This is a genomic window from Scatolibacter rhodanostii (assembly GCF_900197595.1).
Lineage (GTDB): Bacteria > Bacillota > Clostridia > Oscillospirales > Acutalibacteraceae > Scatolibacter > Scatolibacter rhodanostii.
Genome location: NZ_FZLO01000001.1, coordinates 528120 through 548807 on the forward strand (window position 1 = coordinate 528120; position 20688 = coordinate 548807).

A 20688-nucleotide genomic window follows, 5' to 3' on the forward strand; every position below is an offset into this window, starting at 1 on the left:
AAGTTTGAGGTTGTCGATAGGGTATTTAATAATTTTAGGAGGCTTTTCTATGCGAAGAAAAAGGTTTTTCAAGCTGCTTTCCCTCGTAATGGCAGCGGTTCTGATGTCTGTTAGCTTTATCGGTTGTGATACCGGTGAGAATGCTTCAGGCGACACTACCGAGGTAGGCACTCCCCGTAAAGAAACACTTATCGTAGAAGCACAAAGTCCAACAGATGTACCCGGGCAATTTAACTCGTACATGCAAGGTACAACAATGGGGTTCGGTATTCATCAGCTAATGTCAGCAATGATGTGGGAAATGGATACAGTAAAAGGCGAGCAGTTCGGTGAAGTCGCAGAAGGCATGCCCGAATCAAATGCAGATTTTACTGAACACACCGTTAAAATCCGCAAAGGGATTAAATGGTCTGATGGCGAAGATCTCAATGCAGAAGACGTCGCATTTACCTTTAACATGATTATGTCCAATTCTGGAATCAGCCAGTCTGATTACTACAATACCGTATTTGAATCTGTTGAAGCAGTGGACGACTATACGGTCAAACTCGTTACAAAAGAATCATTCCCTCGTTTGGCACTTAAATTTGGTGTTACCATTTGGGGCAACGATTTGAGAATTGTACCGGAACATATCTACTCTAAACAAGATGATGTAACAACATTTAAAGACAGTGAACCTGTCGTAGCAGGACCTTACACGGTAAAAGCTTTTGATAAGCTAGGAAAATGGATTCTCTATGAGCGCCGTGAAGATTGGAAAGATAGTACAGTGGGCGTCGTAACAGGTAAAATGCCGCAGGCAAAATATGTGTGGTTTAAGGTACTTGGTGATGACACAACCCGTCAAATGAGCTTAATCAATAATGAAGTTGATATTCTGTGCGAAGTGACTCCTGAAATGCTAGAGGTCATGACAAAAGAGAATGAAAACATTGCTTGCTGGTATGATGATTTCCCTTACGCAACCAGTGATGATCCTTGCTCAAAAGGTCTTTCATTCCAAATGTCGAAAGCCCCTTATAACAATCCTGATTTCCGTTGGGCAATTGCTATGGCAATGAATTTTGATGAAATTTCAAACAGTATTTTCAGTGGTGTTGGCAGAGCCAGTCCATTCCCAATTCTGACAGCTACCAATGCTATGCAAGAACTCTATTACTTACCTTTAAAATCTTGGGTAGAAGAATTTGAATTAGATTTGGGCGACGGTACAACCGTGAAACCTTTCGATTCAGGTTATGCTGAAAGAATGGCAAAAACACTTACAGAAAAAGGTTATGACATTCCAACCGATGAAGATGCTCTCATTGATATGTTTGGAATCGGATGTTGGAAATATGATCCTGAATCTGCTGAAAAATTACTGATTAAAGCTGGTCTAGAGAAAAAATCGGATGGTTGGTATTTTGAAGGCAAGCCATTTACAATTAACATGACTTATCTAGCTGACACAGAAGCACAAGCCGGCCGTGGTGTAACAGCTGCTTACGACCAGCTAACCAAATTTGGATTAAATTGTAACATTTCTAGTGAAAGTAGTGCAACTTGGGATACCAACGGCACAACAGGTAACTATGAAATCGGCGGATATTGGCCAACTGGCGGTATCACGAAAGATATCTATTCTCAGATTAACGGTTGGGATGCTGATCTGATTGTTCCAGTGGGTGAAAGAGGATCCGGTCAAGGCAGCCGTTGGGATAATGCAGAAGCAACTAAAATCATTCAAGAGATGGCAAAACTGTCTCCAGATGACGAAAAATCATATGATTTGGCAATGGATTTCATGAAAATTGCGATTGAGGATATGCCTTTTATCGGTTTCCATTCTGGCGTTAAATTCGTTCCTACAAACAGCACTTATTGGAACAATTATCCTAATTCAGAAAATCCATATAATGGTCCATGGTGGTGGTGGAGTTGCTTTAAATATATCACCGCAGAAATTTCACCAGTATCAGAATAATCTATGGGTGACAGTAAAAAAGAATAATTTTTACTGAACCACAAGGCGCACGTCGCCGAAATAGCGACGTGCGTATTTTTTATTTTTGTTTTGAAGTGGCTTGAAAAAATCAAACCCAATTGGTCATATTTAATAGATCGGCCAATAAAGGGTATTGATTCATTTAGCCATCTACCCGTAAAAAAGAGGTGAAATCATTGAAATTTCGTAAATATTTAGGATTGCGTCTTTTAACTTGGGCACTAACGATTTGGATTGGTGTGACTTTTATCTTTTTTATTCCTCGAATGTTTCCTTCTGATCCTGTAGAAAATATGATTGGTCAAATTCAATCTCGTTCTGGACAGATGGATCCTGTGCAAATGGAAACTTTACGTCAATCTCTGCGTTTGCAGTTTGGGCTAGAAGGGTCGCTTCTAGAACAGTATGCTACTTTTCTTTGGCGCGGATTACTTCATTTTGACTTTGGCCCTTCTCTAATGAGTTATCCAACGGCTGCCGGAGAAATTATTTCGACTTACTTGCCTTTTACATTAAGTCTGTCTCTCACTACAACCATTATTGCTTGGATAGTGGGAAATTTAATTGGTTTGCAGGCCGGGTTTCGCAAGAATAAGCGCTCGTCAAAAATAATGGAAGGTATCGCCATTTGCATTTATCCTGTACCTTACTTTATTATTGCGTTGCTTCTTCAAATTATCTTTGCTTACTTATTGGGATGGTTCCCGTTGCAGTCTACCATTAATTCTCTTGGCGGAGCAGGTGCATTTCTGTCATCTTTGCTGAAAGCATCTATTTTACCGGCAATTTCCTTGTTACTAATTGGAGTGGGTTGGTGGATTATTTCTATGAAGTCGCTTTCTGGAACCACCGCAGAAGAAGACTTCGTAACATTTGCTCGCTATAGGGGTGTGCCTGAGCCTGAAATTGGAAAGAGCTATGTATTCAGAAACTCTATCCTTACACAGATTACAGCTTTGGCAATGAGTTTGGGTGGTGTATTTAGTGGATCTATCATGACAGAAATTATTTTTGGTTATCCGGGTGTGGGGACATTAATTCAAAAAGCAATCTTGCAGTCAGATTATAACATGATTTTGGGCTGCATCACTATTTCTATTGTCGCCATTTCTACCGCTACGCTGATTGTGGATTTAATCTATCCCTTTATTGATCCACGCATCAGATATAGTTGAGGAAGGGGTGAAATAGATGAAGAAATTTTGGAGAAATGCAAACAGCCGATTAAAAGTTGGCATGATTATGACATTTATATTCTTTTTTATTGGATTTGTCATATATTATATCCCTCATATAAACCCATTTACCTATAATACATATCCTGAAAAACTATTACCTAATTCACAGCATTGGTTAGGAACGACCAGCATGGGACAAGACATCATGTGGCTGCTTATAGAGTCAATTCACAACTCGTTGCTAATTGGTTTAATCGTAGCAACCATTGGTACCGTTGTAGGTGTTTTTGTTGGATTATTAGCTGGGTTTTCAGGAGGAGCAGTTGACAGGGTGTTAACCATTGTCACCGATACTTTTGTGGTTATTCCATCTTTGCCCATTCTAATTTTGATGACGTCTTTGATGAAAGGTTCGTCTACTGTTGTTTTAATGGCATTGGTGCTCGCTATGTTCGCTTGGGCGTGGCCTAGCAGACAGATTCGTTCGATGGCACTCACCATGAAAGAAAGAGATTTTATCCATACTGCATGGTTTTCAGGCGAGGGTACTGTTCAAGTCGTTGTGACAGAAATTCTTCCTTATGCACTGACTTGGTCATTGTCAAATTTCATGAATGCGACACTGTCTGCCATCGCTTCTGAATCAAGTCTTGCCGTATTAGGTTTGTCACCGGCCAATTTAATTTCACTTGGCAATATGATTCAATGGGCAAGAGAACGTAATGCAATTTTTGCTGGACAATGGTTCTGGATTGGTTCTCCCATTATCGCTACAGTTTTGCTATTTATCGGTCTGTTCCTCTTAATTACGGGATATAATGACTACTTATCAATGAAGAGAGGTAAATAGATTATGCTTACAATTGAACATCTGTCAACCTCCTATAAGACCATGGATGGAAATGTAAAAACAATCAATGACATGAACTTTGAAATCTATGATAACGAGATTTTTGGAATCGCCGGAGAATCAGGCTGTGGAAAAACAACTCTTCTCAAAACGCTCTATGACATTGTGCAATTTCCGCTGCAAATTGATTCTGGAAAAGTGATTTTGAGCGGAGAAAAAAACGGTAAGGCTTTCTCTTACGAATCCGGAGAAATTCCCAACACATGGTGGAACCATATTTCTTATGTTCCACAAGCTGCTCAAAGTGTATTGAATCCAATCACACGTATTAAGCATCAGTTTTTAGATTCAATTCCAAAGAATGAATCCAAAGGTGAGACAGAAGAACAGGTTCTAGAACGAGTCAAGAAATATTTAGAAGAACTAAGCCTATCTCCAGACATTTTGGAGGCTTTCCCGTTTCAGCTTTCGGGCGGTATGCGGCAACGTGTTATTATAGCTCTTGCTACCTTTATGTCTCCTAATGTTGTACTAGCAGATGAGCCCACAACTGCTCTTGATGTTGTGGTGCAAAGAGGAATTCTTATGTTGCTTATGAAATTGCAAAAGCAGTTCAAGAATACTCTTGTATTGGTCAGCCATGATATGGGCGTTCACTATCAGGTAACAAACCGCATGGGAATCATGTATTCAGGCAGTTTTGTCGAAATGGGGAAGACAGAAGATATTTTTGAAACACCCATTCATCCCTATACAAAAATGCTAGTTGGCGCTTTGCCTCGTGTTGGTGATAAAAGTCAAAAAGTTGGTATTCCCGGTCGGCCACCGGCACTCACAAATCCACCACCCGGATGTCGCTTCGCTCCTCGCTGCCCCAATGCTACCGAACTATGCCGACAAGAAGTGCCGACGTTCCGTGAAATAAAACCAGGGCGTTTTGCAGCTTGTCATAACTTAAAGGAGGAGGTGGACTGAAATGGCGGAAAAACTCTTAGAAATAAAAAATGTCAGCAAAATCTTCCGAATTGGCGGTATGCTAAGTGGCAAAAAGCTGACAGCGGTAGATGGCATTTCTTTAGAAGTTGATGGAGAAAAACCGGTTATCTTATCGGTGGTAGGAGAATCAGGTTGCGGAAAAAGTACGCTCTGCAAAATGATTTTACGTTTGTATCAAGCTGATGAAGGAGAAATTTGTTTGTCGGGCAATTCTTATGCGAACAAGAAAAAATATGATCCCATGCAATTTCGCCTTGATGTTCAGCCCATCTTTCAAAACCCTTATGAGGCCTTTTCAGCTCGTAAGCCAGTAGATACTTATCTCTTTAATACCGCCTTACGTCTTGGTATAGCAAAAACACGTGACGAAGCTGAAAAGCTGATAGAAGAAACCCTGCAGAGCGTTGGTATGTCATTAGCGGTAGTAAAAGGAAAATATCCTGCGCAATTTTCAGGCGGTGAGCTACAGCGTATTTCCATTGCCCGCGCCTTGATTACCCGTCCTAAGCTTATTATCGCAGATGAACCGGTTGCTGCTATTGACGCATCCATGAAAATGAACATTGTGAATCTCTTTAAAGAATTGAAAGATAAATACAATGTTTCTTTTATTTACATTACCCACGATTTATCTACGGCTTATTATGTTTCAGATTATATCGCCACTCTCTATCGTGGCTGTTTAATTGAATATGGCGAAGCTATGGATATCATGGATAATCCGGCGCATCCGTATACAGAACTCTTAATGAATGCGGTGCCCCGTGTGGGTGACAAATGGAGTGAAGAGTTGATTTTGCCTGACACGGAAGAAAAAGAGTATTCTATTTCTTATTGCAAATTCGCTCCCCGTTGTCCATATGCCACAGATGAATGTCGTAACAAAAAACCAGAGATGACTTTAATCAATGATAATCGTAAGGTTTTTTGTTTCCATCCTTTACTGGGTTCATAAAACAAAGTCTGCTTAGTAGAAATCTGTTTTAGAGCTTATATAAAATAATCTTTGCTCTTAAGAGGGTGTATTACTTAAAATACGCTCTCTTTTTTGTGCCTTATTATTTTAATTATCGAAAACTTGTCTTTCTAGGCTGAGTATGGGATAATATCTTTATAAAATGTGGTCTATCAAAATATAGATTATTGAAATAAGGACCTTTGGACATACTGTTAGTAACTTATTAGCAAATTGACATTAAATTGTTATGGAGCACCGTGGGGGATTCGAACCCTCAATTGTTAGCAACTTATAGTAAATAGGCATTGAGACTAGATTTGAGCGCAAATTTATGCGATAATTCCACTTTCAGGAGAAGGACATATGACAACAAAGGAAACATTAAAAAAATATTTTGGGTATGACAGCTTTCGCGGGGGACAAGAGGAACTAACTTCATCCATTTTATCAGGTAAAGATGTGTTAGGCATTATGCCTACAGGAGCTGGAAAATCTATTTGTTTTCAGTTGCCTGCCATCATGCTTGAGGGTATTACGCTTGTAGTATCACCACTGATTTCCTTAATGCAAGACCAAGTAAGAGCACTGATTCAATCGGGGATTCCAGCCGCTTATATCAATTCATCTCTTACTTATCGTCAAGTAGAAGCCGCACTGTATAATGCTAAAAACGGGAAATACAAGTTGATTTATGTAGCTCCTGAAAGACTTCTCACTCCAGATTTTCTTACCTTTGCCCGAAGTGTTAAAATTTCCATGCTAACGGTTGATGAAGCACACTGCATTTCTCAGTGGGGACAAGATTTTCGCCCAAGCTATGCCGAAATACCCGAATTTATCAATCAGCTGGAGGAGAGACCCATTGTTTCGGCTTTTACAGCAACGGCAACCAAACGTGTAAGAGAAGATATTCTTTCGTTATTGAAGTTACAAAATCCAACTGTTTTGGTTACGGGATTCAATCGAGAAAATTTGTATTTTGAAGTACAAGAACCATCCAATAAAATGCAGGCTTTATTTGATTTTTTACACGAAAATCGTGATAAAAGTGGCATTGTCTATTGTTTCACACGAAAAACAGTAGAAGAAGTTTGCGAAGAAATTAACCATCAAGGTCACTCTGCTTTACGTTATCATGCTGGGCTGGGAGATAGGGAGCGTCATCAAAACCAAGAGGATTTTTTATTCGACAAAGTTCAAATTATGGTAGCTACTAACGCATTTGGAATGGGAATAGATAAATCAAATGTTGGCTTTGTGGTGCATTACAATATGCCTAAGGACATTGAAAGCTATTATCAAGAAGCCGGGCGTGCAGGTCGTGATGGCAGTGAAGCAACTTGTTTAATGCTATATAGCGGAAAAGATGTTGTCATGAACAAGTGGCTAATAGAGAATGCAAAAGATACTCTTTCTGTAGATGAAGAAACGGCAACCAAGCTGAAAGAACGTGACTATAGAAGATTGCGCGACATGACCTTTTATGCCCGTACCACCGATTGTCTGCGTGGCTATATTCTCCGGTATTTTGGTGAAAGTCCAAAACCCCACTGCGGGAATTGCAGCAATTGTGGCACAAAATTTGAGACCATAGATATTACAAAGGAATCACAAAAAATATTATCTTGCATTGCACGCACAGGAGAACGTTTTGGAGCAGGAGTCATTATCGATGTGCTCAAGGGCAGTCAGAGTAAAAGGATCAAAGAGCTGGAATTTGACAAGCTTTCGACTTATAATATTAGTCAAGAAGATGTTCATACTTTGCACAGTATGATTGAATTTCTTGTTCAGCAAGATTATTTACATAGAGACGACGGACAGTATGCTATTCTATCTTTTTCTTCAAAGTCGCAAAATGTATTAAAAGGGAAGGTTTCTCTTGAAATGAAACTTCCGAAAGAAGTGAAATCGAAAGTAAAAGAAAATGCAAAAACACGAAAGAGTGGAACTGCTATATTGCCGCCAGATAGAGAAGAACTCTTTAACAGCCTAAAAATATTGCGCAAGCAAATTGCAGATGTGCAAGGTGTGCCGCCATTTGTAATTTTCTACGACAAGGCACTTATTGAAATGTGTGTACAACTGCCTGAAAGCGAAAAGCAATTCCTAGATATTTCGGGAGTAGGGGATGCCAAACTTGCTAAATACGGCGAGCGTTTTCTACAGATTATTAAAGAGTATAAAAAGGAAAAATCAATCAAGACAGAACCCATAATGTCTAAATCTGTGGGGCAAAAAAGCAGGAAAGACAATCTAAAATCATTGATTTTACCCTCAGAAGATGTTTTAAAAAAGATTGAGATAGTAGAAAAGCCGTCACAAATTACTTTCATAGCACAGGCAATTAATCTTGTTATGGCAGAACATGAATGTAGCACTGTCTCTCCTATAAAGATATCTGAATGGCTGATGTCGCAGGGATACCTGAAAATCTCCGAACAGGAGGGGAAGCGTACAAAAATCCCTAGTGAAAAGGGGTTGCGGTTTGGCATTTCGCAAGAGAAGCGTGAGAGAGAGAAGGCAAAATATTCTGTCAATCTTTATCCGTCATCGATGCAAGAATTTATTATAGAACACATCTGTGATATCTTAGAATTTCAGACAAGAGAAAAATCTAAGAAATAAAAAAAGCAGCCTAATTAGATGAGTTAGTAAAACTCATCTAATTAGGCTGCTTATTCTTTTAAATAAAATTACTTCATGCGCTTAGGGCGAATACGAATTGGTTTGTGTGACGGCTGAAGAAGTTCATGCAGCCATTTGTGGTTGATATCTTTGCCTATAAAAACACAACGAGCTTGTTGTTCATCTGTGGGTTCAATTCCTGTAATAGAGTAAAGCTTATCTACTACATCAAACGACAACCACGTCTGCCCACAAGTCAAAAATCCCTTTGCACGTATAACAGATCCGAACACACCCGAGACGACACCTTCTAATATTTTAATCAATTGGATAGGAGAAGCAAGCGAAGGGGAAGTAAGCGAAAGCGTTTCAACATCTGTCTTTTCTTCGGTTTCGCTTTCTGGTGTAGGAGCAAAATCCTCATCAAGATAGTCAGAAAACAAAGAATTCCACCATTCAGTGGGTTGTTCTGAGTAATGAGACATCAACATCTTTGCATCTGTATTATAATAGCGTACATTCTCCTCTAACTTTTGCAACTCTTCAGCATAGGACTGTTCCATTTTAGTGACAATTATCTTGTCAGCTGCTACCAATTGATCTGTGAAGATGTCCCCATAGGTGTGAATGCCTTCTGTAAAGGTCTTCCCATCTAACATGGTAACCGGCTTCAATAATATAATTTGTTCATATTGAATACGCCGAATATTATTGATAATATTGCTGAGCTTTGCCACCCCAGTAGGTTCTACAACTAAATATTCAGGATCAAGTGTGTTAGAAATAGTAAGAATCGAACTGGCAAAGTCTTGTTTCATACTGCAGCAAACACATCCCTCAGTCAGCTCATAAATATTGAGATCTGTACTTGCGCGAAGCAAAGCGCTATCGATATCAGCTTGTGCATAATCATTTTCTAGAACAATAAATTTTTTTCCGGTTTTTTGTGTTAACATTTTAATAAATGTAGTTTTACCCGCTCCTAAAAAGCCGGAAACAACTAATATTTTCATGGTTAAGACGATTCCTTCCTCTTAAAAAGAAAAGCAGCCGGCACTTGAAAATTCAAGATACCAGCTGCTGAATTTTTGCCAATATTAGTCAGCTAGCTTAACGACAGGTTTAATGAGGTCAGCAGGCTTATCACGCATTAAGAATAGAGCTTCTTCTAAGTGATCCCAACCATCAAATACATGAGTAGTAAGAGGAGAAACATCTAGTCTGCCAGAAGATACTAATGAGCCTAGTTTCTCCATGCGCAAACGTCCGCCGGGCATTAATCCACCATTGATCATCTTATGACCCATGCCAACGCCCCATTCTGCACGAGGAATTTGCACATAATCACCAGAACCCAAGTAGTTTACGTTACCAATTTTGCCGCCTGGCTTCAAGCACTTAACAGCAGATTCAAAGGTTTCGTTGCCACCACCAGCAAGGATGATTTTATCAACGCCTTGGCCGTTTGTTAAGGCAAGTACCTGATCTTCAATTGTGCCGTTTTTATAGCTAATAAATTCATCAGCACCATACTTTTTAGCAGCAGCAATACAGTTAGGACGAGTACCTACAGCCAAAATGCGAGAAGCACCGCGCATAGAAGCAGCAGCTACAGACATAAGTCCAACCGGGCCGATACCCACTACCAACACAGAATCACCAAACTGAACATCTGCAAGTTCTACGCCATGGAAACCAGTAGGAACCATGTCAGAAAGCATACAAGCATTTACAACATCAATGTTTGCAGGCAGCAAAGCCAAGTTGCCGTCAGCATCATTAACATGGAAGAATTCAGAGAAAACACCATCTTTAAAGTTAGAGAATTTCCAACCACCCAACATGCCGCCGGAATGCATTGAATAGCCAGCTTGTGCTGCTAAGGAATTCCAATCAGGAGTAATGGCCGGTACTAGAACACGGTCACCAACCTTGAAATCTTTTACCAAAGAACCAACTTCAGTAATTTCTGCACAGCATTCATGTCCTAAAATTAAATTATGTCTTTCGCCAACGGCGCCTTCCCATAATGTATGCACGTCAGAGGTACAAATGGCAACAGCCAAAGGCTTACAAATAGCATCCATTGGTCCACATTTTGGAACTTCTTTTTCAATCCAACCGGATTCCCCGATTTTGAGCATTGCATAACCTTTCATAGAAAACTTATCCTCCCATAACTGGTAAATTTGTTTATTTTGGACAAGTCCATGGTAGCACAATGAAAGAGTACTTGTCAATAAGATAACGATATTTTTTTATCGGTATTTTGTTGAGAGTTAGTTATCACTATCTTCTTTCAAATTGACATTGCCAAATTAAGAATATGGTGAAAAGAAGTTAATTCAAAATTCAAGATAAAAATCCTTTCTTAATAAATATTAGGCTTTTAAAAACCAATCAAGCTTAGAAATTTATTTGCATAATCTTATGCTATTTCGTGTTCAACCGTTTTATTAATAAGAGAAGAAAAAGACCTCCGTTAGAATAACAAAGGTCTTTTCATGGCAGAAATCCGCAAAGATAAACATGAATTATTAATTACAAAACAGGGTTGTCCTATAGAAATTTATAGTTCAGCAGCATTCCATTCCTTATAAAATTCTTTGATTGATTGCTGCCGCTGGGTGCGTAACGGGTTAGTCGCTTTTATTGCAATGTCATATTGTTTTTTATTGAGAGTCCACACTTCAAAATCCTGACTTGTTTCATCGCCAAATAAAGCCAATGCTACTCTGCCCATGGTGTAGACATTGGTAACTTCATTGATAGACTCACCTAATGTAGATTCCTCGGGTGACATAAAACGAGCGCTGCCCCACATTTGTCCCATACGATTGATATAGGGTTGTTTTGCATAAAAATCAATATCGCAGATAACGGCTTTATCGTTTTCTAAATCGTATAAGATACTACCGTCATAAAAATCAATCGCAACATAATTCTTTTCTGCTACAAATGAATGAAAGCACAAAACTTCATTGAAAATGCGTAGTTTAGTTGGAATATCCAACTGCATAAATTTTTGTCTGGATAGGGGATACATCCTTCCCATGCAAAGACTTTCTACCCAATCGAAAACCATCGCAAAACCGCCGCCGATTTCCTCCGCTCTAATCAGTTGAATCAAATTCGCGTGCATTAAATCCTGATAAATCGGAACAGTCTGTTTTAGGTTTGCAATCGCTTTTTCGGCAGAAATAGTGGTTCTTTCTGTGGGAGCACCTGCAAATTTCACAAAATAGCGTCTAGAATCTTTAGATACGCCAAAGCAAATATTGCCGGAATCTTGATCATCATAGATTTTGAAGACCTGGCCATATTTGCTAAGAAAAGAAAAATCAAATGGTGATTTTAGTTTGCAGGGAATACCATCAATATATTGAACAAAAAAGTCTGATAAATACCAGGTGGGTATGGGGTTTCTCATATCGTCAAACCAAGCTAGCACTTCTTGTGATTGCTTCATCATGACGTCCACTTCTTCTTGGCCAAAGGGAATAGACCAATAAATAGAAGAAAGCGTATTGCTGGCAATATAAAACGCAAGCAGCTTCCAGAACACAAGAGGGGGGTTGCCATTAAAATAGCCGTTTACCATTCCTGTCGCAAAGTGAGGGCTAACTTGTGCACACCAAACAATTCGGTTAAATTCCTCCCAAGGATCGCCGAAATCATAGCGGTCAAAATCAATAATAACAAGCTCACCATTTTCAATCATCATGTTCCCAATATGATAATCTCCGTGTTGGAAAGTTTGAGGCCTGTCCTTTAGCAAATTCCTGTTCTTTTCTATGTATTCTATCATTCTGTCGTCGCCGTCAAAAGACAATGGGCATTCTTTGTATTTTTGCATTTTAGTGTTTGTTTTCTTATTAAACCGGGTATACCAGTCTTCTTGCTCATGCGGCGCAGGAATACTATGAATTTCTTTAAGAATCTTTCCGGCAGTAATACCTAAAACATACTGCTCAGTTTCAGGTAATAACGGTATCAGTTCTTCTGCGTCTCTTCCTTCTATCCAACTCAAAAGGGTGTATACACCATCTTCACGACATTCAAATGATATTGGTTCACACATAGGAACATTAAGCTCTGACACCTTTGTAAGCAAAGAGAAAAGCTTTTTTCTTTGTTCAAAGCGTTCAATGGGAGAAACTCGCAAAAGAGCTTTTTTATGATTTTCTAGCGTTACACAATATTTTTTATCCTCTGACCATCCCTTGAGAATAGGTTCTTTGTTTAAAAAGTTAAGCTCCGCCATAGATACACTCCTTTAAATTAATATGTTTATATTGAAATAAGGCAAATAATATAGAAGAAAAATCAACCTTATATTAACCAAAATTAGCGTGCGATTAGAATAAAAGAAAACGATGAGTTTATTCACATTAAGGGGAGCAATTTTAATGAATTAGCTGTATGCTAATAAGGCGTGTGTCCTATAAAGTAGCTTTCAGACGCATGATAAAGTGTAAATATCGTACACTAAAGCAAGCAAATTGTCAAACTGATAAATTAATGATTTTGAAGTTGCTTTATAAGTTTCTGTAAACAAAATCCAAGCTGATGATAATCTGTTTTTGTTTGCTCGATATTAAAATATAAATTGTATTCAAATAAACAGTTTGCTATACTATAATTATTAATTAATCCGTAAGTTAATAATCTTGTGTCAAGAAAATGAGGGAAATCTATGACTAACAAAGAAATTCTTCTAACTGCAATGCAGCAATCCGCTATTGATAGCAATTGTCAGAGTGAAGATTTTACAATTATGCAGAATAAAGTTGTACTCTCGCAAAAGAATAAGAAAGCAAGAAAATATTTAGATTTGCCTTTTTATTGTGATCTAACCTCTTATGGTAAAAATATTGTAGCTTCAGTATCCGAAGAATGTGCTGATTTCACAGAACAATACATAAACAAATACCCTGTAGAGCATTGCTTTGAAACACCTAATCTGCATGTGCTAAACGAAGAATTAAGAAAACGTGGCATGGCTATCTGTTTTATGGCAGAATACTTTCTTCCGGACATAAATGAGCTGCATTCTATCTCTTGTGCGTATGAGACAAAAGTATTAGGGCCTAAAGACTTTGCCTGTCTGTATTTGCCCGCATGGAGTAATGCTCTTTGCGAAAAGCGAAAAGAATTAGATGTATTGGCTGTTGGTGCATTTAAAGAGGGAGAACTAATTGGTCTTGCCGGTTGTTCTGCAGATTGCGAAACCATGTGGCAAATTGGGATAGATGTATTGCCAGAATATCGCAACCAAGGAATTGCTTCCGCACTCACCAGTCAATTAGCAATAGAGGTTATTAATAGAGACATTGTTCCTTTTTATTGCTGTGCATGGTCAAACTTAAAATCAGTAAAAAATGCGCTTAGAAGTGGATTTAAACCAGCATGGGTACAGATGACCGCTAAAAGTATCAAATTTATCGAAGAAATAAATCAATAGGCAAATTGACAGCTTTTCTTGGGCAATCAACCTACCTAAGGATGCCTAATAAATTGGATAAAAAGTGAAGGAGGGAAGAATGAAATCTATATCGAGTAAATTCAAAAAAATTGCCAAGGCGACTTTTGGAGCCTGTATTGCCATTTTTATCGCACAGCTGTTAGGGCTTATCTATGCTCCATCTGCGGGCATTATCACTTTGCTCAGTTTACAAGAAACAAAAAAAGAGACCTTGCGTACAGCACTACAACGATTAATTGCCTTTTTAACGGCAGTTGCCCTTGCAAAAATTGCATTTTCCCTTTTGGGATATAATCTTTTGGGGTTTGTTGTCTATTTATTGTTTTTTGCAGCATTTTGTTACTTTTTTTCTGTAGAAAATGCTCTTGCAATGTGTTCTGTCTTAATTACTCACTTTTGGGCAGAAAAAGTTATGGACTTTAGAATGTTTGGAAATGAATTATTACTTCTGCTCATTGGGGCGGGAGTAGGAATTTTAATGAATATATTTCTGTCAGTACGTGTAGATCAAATACGCCGAAACCAAAAAGAAATCGACGAAGTTATTAAAACAATTTTGATATCTATGGCTAATGGATTATCGATTAAACAGCTTATTGAGATTGAAGAAATGAATTGGTTGGCACAGCGTTTGAAAGCGGCTAAAGAAGAAGTAGATAGAGCTTCGGGAAACGCCCTAACCCTAGATTTGCGGTATTATGGTGAATATATTGATATGCGCCGAAATCAATACTTATTGCTTAAACGTATACAAAGCGACTTGATACGTTTAGAAACTATACCTGAGCAAGCTGAACAAATCGCTACTTTTCTGCGAAAAATTGTGTCTACTTTTGGCGAGTCAAATAACGCAGAATGTTTGCTTGCTTCGGCAGATAAAATTCGAGATATTTTCCGATCGAGTCAATTGCCGCAAACACGAGAAGAGTTTGAGGCACGGGCTATTCTTCTTCAAATCTTCGATGAATTAGAGCATTTTTTACTTCTAAAATATACCTTTGCTCATTCTTTAAGTGAAGAGCAAAAAGAACAGTATTGGACTTCTTAGAATTTCCCCTTCAAATAGCATACTAAAAAACAGCCCTATGGATTTTGCCTACAGAATGAAGCGATAAAATGCAGCATTCAAGTAAACAAACCCACTAACAGGCTGTTTTTTTACGAGTAAGAGTTAAGTTCGGAAGAACATTAATTAGCAAAACGTCTCAACTTGTGATTAGAAATTATACTTCAAGCTCATTTTCTTGCTTTTGCTTTGAATGATGATTGACAGTATATTTTAACATTGTATATAAGACAGAACAGACAGGTACACTTACTAGCATTCCTAAAAAGCCAAATGCCCTGCTACCAATTGTAACCGCTGTTAACACCCAAAGACCGGGCAAGCCGACCGATTTTCCCACTACTTTAGGATAAATAAAATCTCCCTCTAATTGCTGAAGAACTACGATAAAGATAATGAACGCCAACGCTTTAATAGGATCAACCATGAGAATTAGAAAGGCACCAATTATCGTGCCAAAAAAGGCTCCGAAGACGGGAATTAGCGCGGTGAATCCCACCAAAACAGAGATAGCAGGCGCATAGGGCATAGAAAACACACTCATACCAATAAAACAAAGCAATCCAATAATGATAGCCTCCACGAGCTGACCTGTCACAAAATTTGTGAAAGTTCGACTAGTTAGGTCAGAAAAACCAATAATACGGTTTACTTTTTCGGATGGTAAAAAGGCTGATAAAACTTTTCTGATTTGGCGTCCAAGTGTTTCCTTTTGCAATAAAATATAAAATGCTAGCACAAAACCTAAAACTACACTGAATGCGCCTGAAAAAATAGAAGCCGTGATATTAATTGTCTTATTAAAAAAGCCTTGCCCACTTTCAGACAGAAGATTAGTTAAGGTTGTGCGAAGTTCATTGAGTAAAGATTCTGGTTCAGGTAAAACAATAGCATGGGGTGCTAAAAATTCAGACAACTGTTTCCACCAAATTTCAATTCGCTCCATATACTGAGGAAACATTTGTACAATATTGGCAGCGGTATGCTGAATTTCTGGCAATATCATAAATATAATGACAAAAATGCCACCGACGATAATCGTTGTACTTAAAAGCAAGCATACAGGTCTTTTTATTTTTTGGTGCCATGCCACTGAAGATTCTTTTTTTGCGAGCGATTGTGACACTGCTTTGGTTTGCTGAGTAGCAGTCATTTGTTTTGAAGATACTAGAGGCTTCTTTTTTTTATGCGACTTTACAAACTTGCTCGCTATCCAATCCCATAGTTTTTCAATAGGACGCAGCAAAACATTTAAAATGAAAGCAAGGCTAAGACCTAACAAAAAAGGCTGTAGTATCGTGAGCAGATTCGTAATGACGCTTACTACGACAGACGTATGACTTAGTACCCAAAAGAGAATTAAGCCAAACGAAATAATAAATAGAATCTTTTTCATATTGTCCTTGTTGAGTTGAAACATAGAGTCACCTTCTTTCTATTTATAAAAAATTTGTTTGGCCGCAAATAAAATTAAACAAAAGAATTGCGATATTTTCACCTCATCATGTAGTCAGTATTTAATTCATCTTGAAATAGGGTAGCGCAGAGGCTGTTTTCGAACTAGGCGTGAACCATCATTTTCACCTCGCCGCATATATACATTTTCAACCAGCCCAAAACCAAAATACAAACACATGGCAGAAGAACCACCTGAGCTAAAGAACGGCAACGTAACACCCATAACCGGCAAAAGAGCCAAAACCATACCAACATTAATAATGGTTTGAATAGCAATCATTCCGAAAAAGCCAAAACACATATAACGACCCAATTCATCGCGCGCCTGACTTGCCGTGCGAAGTGTTTTAAACATTAAAAATAGAAGCAAAAAGAAAACACTCATAATGCCGATAAAACCGAGTTCTTCACCGACAACGCTGAGTATGAAATCACTTTCCTGATAAATAACACTGTTGGCCGCCACACGTTTACCTTGATTTAAACCAAAACCTGAAAAACCACCGCTGGCAATTGAAGTTCGTCCATGGTATTGCTGATAGCCAATATTATTTTGTATTTCAGGATCATCCAAATTATTAAGAGCATCAAATCGCATTTTTTGATAATCATCCATGACAAAGTTCCATAGAATTGGAATACTGACAACAAAAAGAGCGAATAAAATCACAAAATAGCGCAGTTGAATACCCGCCGAAAAACTCATCGTTAAAAAAATAAAGAAGAAAACCACACCGGCACCAGCATCACCCTGCACAACACAAAGCAGCATAGGGACAGCGGCATGTGCAAACAGAAGAATTACTTGAATAGGTTCGTTTATCATCCCTTTTTTCTTTAAAGCATCAAGATGTTTGGCGAATGTGATAATAAAAAGTACTTTTACCAATTCAGAGGGCTGAAAAGAACGGCCTGCAATTTGAATCCAAGCCCTTGCATTTACGCCATTGCTACCTTCTACCGATATACCAAATAAAATGGTATAAAGCATAATAGCAAAAGAAAAGATAGAGATGACCGCCCACAAATTCGCCAAATTTTCATAGTCAATTAGCGAGATAATAACCGCACCAATCAAGCCTAAAATGATGGCTAAAAACTGCGTTCTGGTGTAATCAGTTGATGCATAGGGAGATCGAGAAACACTTTTAAGTAGGGCTAAACTATACACCGAAATTACTAAAATATTGATCCACAATAAAATATCACTTCTGCGTATATAAGAAAAGATTGTACTGCCAATTTTTTTTGTCTTCATTTAAATCCTCATCTTAGTTTAAAATAAGTAATGTACGCTATAAAGAGGTCAAAACAGCTTTTAAATTTGCTTAATTTTGTTTCTGTTACCTGTCATAAGAAATACTTTGCAATTCATTGTAACACATTCTATTTTCCAGTTCAATCTATCTTTTATTAACAAAAAATGATTGTAGAAACTGATATAGAAACACAAAGCCAGCTTTCAAGGAGAAAGCTGACTTTGTGTTTCTATGGATAGCTTTTAGGAGTTTGCCAAAATTATGAAGGGAACCATAATTTTGGCAGAGGCTTGTAATTAAATTTAACCTAAGGTTACAATAACCTTTACATCCTTTTTGTCGGCAGAATAGGGGATAATATTGCTGTCAACTTTTTGTCCGTCAACAAGCATAGAAGCAACCCCTTTTTGCACATTGTTAGGATTTAATACTTCAATATGATAAACGACACCGCGATATTCACGAGTCATCTTAAAATCACCAAAATCACTTGGTACACAGGGATTTATCTGCAAGCCTTTGTGAGTGGGGTAGAGGCCTAAAATATATTGAGAAATATTCGCAAATGTCCATGCTGCTGTACCAGTTAACCAGCTATTTTTTGCTTCACCATGATATTTAGCATCGTGTCCAGCCACCATTTGAGAGTAGACATAGGGTTCAGTACGGTGAATTTCGCTGATACCTTCCACATAAGCAGGGCAGGTCTTTCGATAAATTTCAAAAGCACGGTCACCACGGCCGAGAACGGTTTCGGCGATTGATACCCAAGGGTTATTGTGACAGAAAATACCTGCATTTTCTTTATAGCCCGGGGGATAGGAAGAAATTTCACCCAGCTCCACGTGATATTTCGTATAGGCTGGTTGCAAAATCATCAATCCATATTCTGTATCAAGGTGTTTCTTAACAGAGTCAAGTGCTTTTTCGGCAAGACCTTCTTCTACACCGATTCCGGCAAGCACACAGAAACCCTGTGGCTCAATATAAATCTGGCCTTCTTCATTTTCTTTAGAACCCACTTTTTCACCAAATGCATCATAAGCTCTAAGGAACCAGTCACCGTCCCAACCACTTTCTAATACAGCTTTGTTCATTTCAGCAACTTCTTTGCGTACATAAACGGCTTCTTCCTGATTACCCGTTAAATCACAAAGCTCGGCGTATTCTTCACCATACTTAATAAACATACCAGCGATGAAAACAGATTCCGCTACAGGCCCTTCACTTGGTCCAAAGGTTTGGAATGATTCGCCGGGATGTTCAGAAAAACAGTTTAAGTTTAGACAGTCGTTCCAGTCAGCACGCCCAATTAAAGGCAAACTATGAGGTCCTTTGTGTGTGACAGTATAATCAAAAGATCGTTTGAGATGTTCCATTAAAGGTTTTGCAGTAGATACATCACTATCAAAAGGAACGCTTTCATCTAAGATTGACCAATCACCCGTTTCACGGATATAAGCACTTGTGCTGGCAATTAGCCATAGGGGATCATCATTAAAACCGCTTCCAATATCAGAATTCCCTTTTTTGGTAAGGGGCTGATACTGATGATACGCACTGCCATCTTCAAATTGAGTTGAAGCAATATCAATAATACGTTCTCTTGCACGTTCCGGAATCAAATGGACGAAGCCTAACAAGTCTTGGCATGAATCTCGAAAACCCATACCTCGTCCAATACCGGATTCATAATAAGAAGCTGAACGTGACATATTAAAAGTAACCATACACTGATATTGGTTCCAAATATTAACCATACGGTTGACTTTTTCGTCGTTAGATTCAACCTGCAATTTTCCAAGCAGATTCTTCCAGTAAAGCTGAAGCTCTTCAAATGCTTTTTGAACATCTTCATCAGTATGGTATCGGGCAAGCATTTCACGAGATTTTGTTTTGTTTACAATGCCGTGTGATTCCCACTTTTCTTCATTCGCATTCTCTAAATAGCCTAAAACAAAAATGAAACTACGACTTTCATCAGGGGCCAAGTCAACATTTAATTGGTGCACCGCCACAGGTGACCAACCACTTGCCACAGAATTCGTACAAGCCCCATTCTCGATGACCTCAGGATTATCATTGCCTCGATAGGCACCTAAAAAAGCATCCCGACTAGTATCAAAACCGTTAATGGAGGTATTAACACCAAAGACAGCATAGTGATTGCGCCGCTCTCTGTATTCAGTTTTATGAATAATGGCAGAGCCGTCAATTTCAACTTCACCAATGCTAAGATTACGCTGAAAATTCTTCATATCATCGTCAGCATTCCAAAGACACCACTCTACATAGGAAAAAAGCTGAAAAGACTTTTTGATATCTGACGTGTTTGTTAGCGTTAATTTGATAACTTCGCAAGTGTCATTCATAGGAATAAAATTCAGTTGTTCTGCTTGAAGTCCGTTTTTGCTACTTTTAAAAATACTATAGCCAATACCATGGCGGCACTCATAAGAATCTAATTCTGTTTTTGTCGGCTGCCATGCTGTGTTCCAAACAGTATCATTGTCTTTTATGTAGAAGTATTTTCCGTTGACATCGGCTGGAATATCGTTGTAGCGATAGCGAGTTAAGCGGAGCAGTTTCGCGTCTTTATAAAAGGAATAGCCACCACCTGTGTTGGAAATCAAGCTAAAAAAGTCGTTGCAACCAAGATAGTTAATCCAAGGCAAAGGTGTTTTAGGGGTTGTAATCACATATTCTTGTCGCTGATCATCAAAAAAGCCGTATTTCATGATTTAGGTCTCCTTTTTATTTATTTGTTTAAAAACAAAATAATTAACGAAAACGATTTAGTAAATTCATTTATTGAATTAA

The 20688-nt window shown here is 38.4% G+C and carries 14 protein-coding genes; 8 read left to right on the forward strand and 6 right to left on the reverse strand.

What is annotated here, in order from left to right; translation table 11 throughout:
- Positions 1-49: 49 nt before the first annotated feature.
- From CS931_RS02390 to recQ, 6 genes are all read left to right on the forward strand, one after another.
- Positions 50-1969: an ABC transporter substrate-binding protein gene (locus tag CS931_RS02390; protein ID WP_099204154.1), complete on the forward strand. Its 1920-nt coding sequence runs from the start codon at positions 50-52 to the stop codon at positions 1967-1969.
- Between the two features lie 197 nt (positions 1970-2166).
- On the forward strand, positions 2167-3165 hold the full coding sequence (locus CS931_RS02395; protein WP_099204155.1) for an ABC transporter permease: 999 nt from the start codon (positions 2167-2169) through the stop codon (positions 3163-3165).
- 16 nt (positions 3166-3181) lie between these two features.
- On the forward strand, positions 3182-4018 hold the full coding sequence (locus CS931_RS02400) for an ABC transporter permease (RefSeq protein WP_099204156.1): 837 nt from the start codon (positions 3182-3184) through the stop codon (positions 4016-4018).
- Positions 4019-4021: 3 nt separating this feature from the next.
- Positions 4022-4993 (forward strand): ABC transporter ATP-binding protein, encoded by a 972-nt coding sequence (locus tag CS931_RS02405; protein ID WP_099204157.1) that lies wholly within the window; start codon positions 4022-4024, stop codon positions 4991-4993.
- Between the two features lies 1 nt (position 4994).
- Complete coding sequence (locus CS931_RS02410; RefSeq protein WP_099204158.1) at positions 4995-5969, forward strand: ABC transporter ATP-binding protein; 975 nt, start codon at positions 4995-4997, stop codon at positions 5967-5969.
- 366 nt (positions 5970-6335) lie between these two features.
- Entirely contained in the window at positions 6336-8600 is a 2265-nt protein-coding gene (gene recQ / locus CS931_RS02415) for a DNA helicase RecQ (protein ID WP_099204159.1), read from the forward strand.
- Positions 8601-8668: 68 nt separating this feature from the next.
- Here recQ and CS931_RS02420 read toward each other — a convergent pair whose 3' ends face one another.
- The 3 genes from CS931_RS02420 to CS931_RS02430 form a co-directional block, all read right to left on the reverse strand.
- A complete protein-coding gene (locus CS931_RS02420) occupies positions 8669-9613 on the reverse strand; it encodes a CobW family GTP-binding protein (RefSeq protein WP_099204160.1) in 945 nt (314 codons plus the stop codon).
- 84 nt (positions 9614-9697) lie between these two features.
- Positions 9698-10759, reverse strand: coding sequence for an NAD(P)-dependent alcohol dehydrogenase (locus CS931_RS02425; protein ID WP_099204161.1), 1062 nt, complete (start codon positions 10757-10759; stop codon positions 9698-9700).
- A 410-nt stretch (positions 10760-11169) separates the two neighbouring features.
- Positions 11170-12864, reverse strand: coding sequence for an aminoglycoside phosphotransferase family protein (locus tag CS931_RS02430; RefSeq protein WP_099204162.1), 1695 nt, complete (start codon positions 12862-12864; stop codon positions 11170-11172).
- A 432-nt stretch (positions 12865-13296) separates the two neighbouring features.
- On the opposite strand from CS931_RS02430, the gene CS931_RS02435 reads away from it, so the two are divergent.
- Together CS931_RS02435 and CS931_RS02440 are read left to right on the forward strand one after the other, a co-directional pair.
- Positions 13297-14064, forward strand: a complete 768-nt coding sequence (locus CS931_RS02435) for a GNAT family N-acetyltransferase (protein WP_099204163.1) — start codon at positions 13297-13299, stop codon at positions 14062-14064.
- 79 nt (positions 14065-14143) lie between these two features.
- A complete protein-coding gene (locus CS931_RS02440; RefSeq protein WP_099204164.1) occupies positions 14144-15133 on the forward strand; it encodes an aromatic acid exporter family protein in 990 nt (329 codons plus the stop codon).
- Between the two features lie 175 nt (positions 15134-15308).
- Here CS931_RS02440 and CS931_RS02445 read toward each other — a convergent pair whose 3' ends face one another.
- The 3 genes from CS931_RS02445 to CS931_RS02455 all read right to left on the reverse strand — a co-directional run bounded on the left by CS931_RS02445 (position 15309) and on the right by CS931_RS02455 (position 20606).
- Positions 15309-16571 (reverse strand): AI-2E family transporter, encoded by a 1263-nt coding sequence (locus tag CS931_RS02445; protein ID WP_099204165.1) that lies wholly within the window; start codon positions 16569-16571, stop codon positions 15309-15311.
- Between the two features lie 102 nt (positions 16572-16673).
- Positions 16674-17867: an FtsW/RodA/SpoVE family cell cycle protein gene (locus CS931_RS02450; protein WP_099204166.1), complete on the reverse strand. Its 1194-nt coding sequence runs from the start codon at positions 17865-17867 to the stop codon at positions 16674-16676.
- Positions 17868-18170: 303 nt separating this feature from the next.
- A complete protein-coding gene (locus CS931_RS02455) occupies positions 18171-20606 on the reverse strand; it encodes a glycoside hydrolase family 94 protein (protein WP_099204167.1) in 2436 nt (811 codons plus the stop codon).
- Positions 20607-20688 lie beyond the last annotated feature (82 nt).

Bases quoted from the DNA above. Each gene is read 5' to 3' on its own strand.
- CS931_RS02390 (WP_099204154.1), top strand. From the start codon at position 50: ATGCGAAGAAAAAGGTTTTTCAAGCTGCTTTCCCTCGTAATGGCAGCG.
- CS931_RS02440 (WP_099204164.1), top strand. From the start codon at position 14,144: ATGAAATCTATATCGAGTAAATTCAAAAAAATTGCCAAGGCGACTTTT.
- CS931_RS02455 (WP_099204167.1), bottom strand. From the start codon at position 20,606: ATGAAATACGGCTTTTTTGATGATCAGCGACAAGAATATGTGATTACA.
- CS931_RS02405 (WP_099204157.1), top strand. From the start codon at position 4,022: ATGCTTACAATTGAACATCTGTCAACCTCCTATAAGACCATGGATGGA.
- CS931_RS02435 (WP_099204163.1), top strand. From the start codon at position 13,297: ATGACTAACAAAGAAATTCTTCTAACTGCAATGCAGCAATCCGCTATT.
- CS931_RS02445 (WP_099204165.1), bottom strand. From the start codon at position 16,571: ATGTTTCAACTCAACAAGGACAATATGAAAAAGATTCTATTTATTATT.
- recQ (WP_099204159.1), top strand. From the start codon at position 6,336: ATGACAACAAAGGAAACATTAAAAAAATATTTTGGGTATGACAGCTTT.
- CS931_RS02420 (WP_099204160.1), bottom strand. From the start codon at position 9,613: ATGAAAATATTAGTTGTTTCCGGCTTTTTAGGAGCGGGTAAAACTACA.
- CS931_RS02400 (WP_099204156.1), top strand. From the start codon at position 3,182: ATGAAGAAATTTTGGAGAAATGCAAACAGCCGATTAAAAGTTGGCATG.
- CS931_RS02430 (WP_099204162.1), bottom strand. From the start codon at position 12,864: ATGGCGGAGCTTAACTTTTTAAACAAAGAACCTATTCTCAAGGGATGG.
- CS931_RS02410 (WP_099204158.1), top strand. From the start codon at position 4,995: ATGGCGGAAAAACTCTTAGAAATAAAAAATGTCAGCAAAATCTTCCGA.
- CS931_RS02450 (WP_099204166.1), bottom strand. From the start codon at position 17,867: ATGAAGACAAAAAAAATTGGCAGTACAATCTTTTCTTATATACGCAGA.
- CS931_RS02425 (WP_099204161.1), bottom strand. From the start codon at position 10,759: ATGAAAGGTTATGCAATGCTCAAAATCGGGGAATCCGGTTGGATTGAA.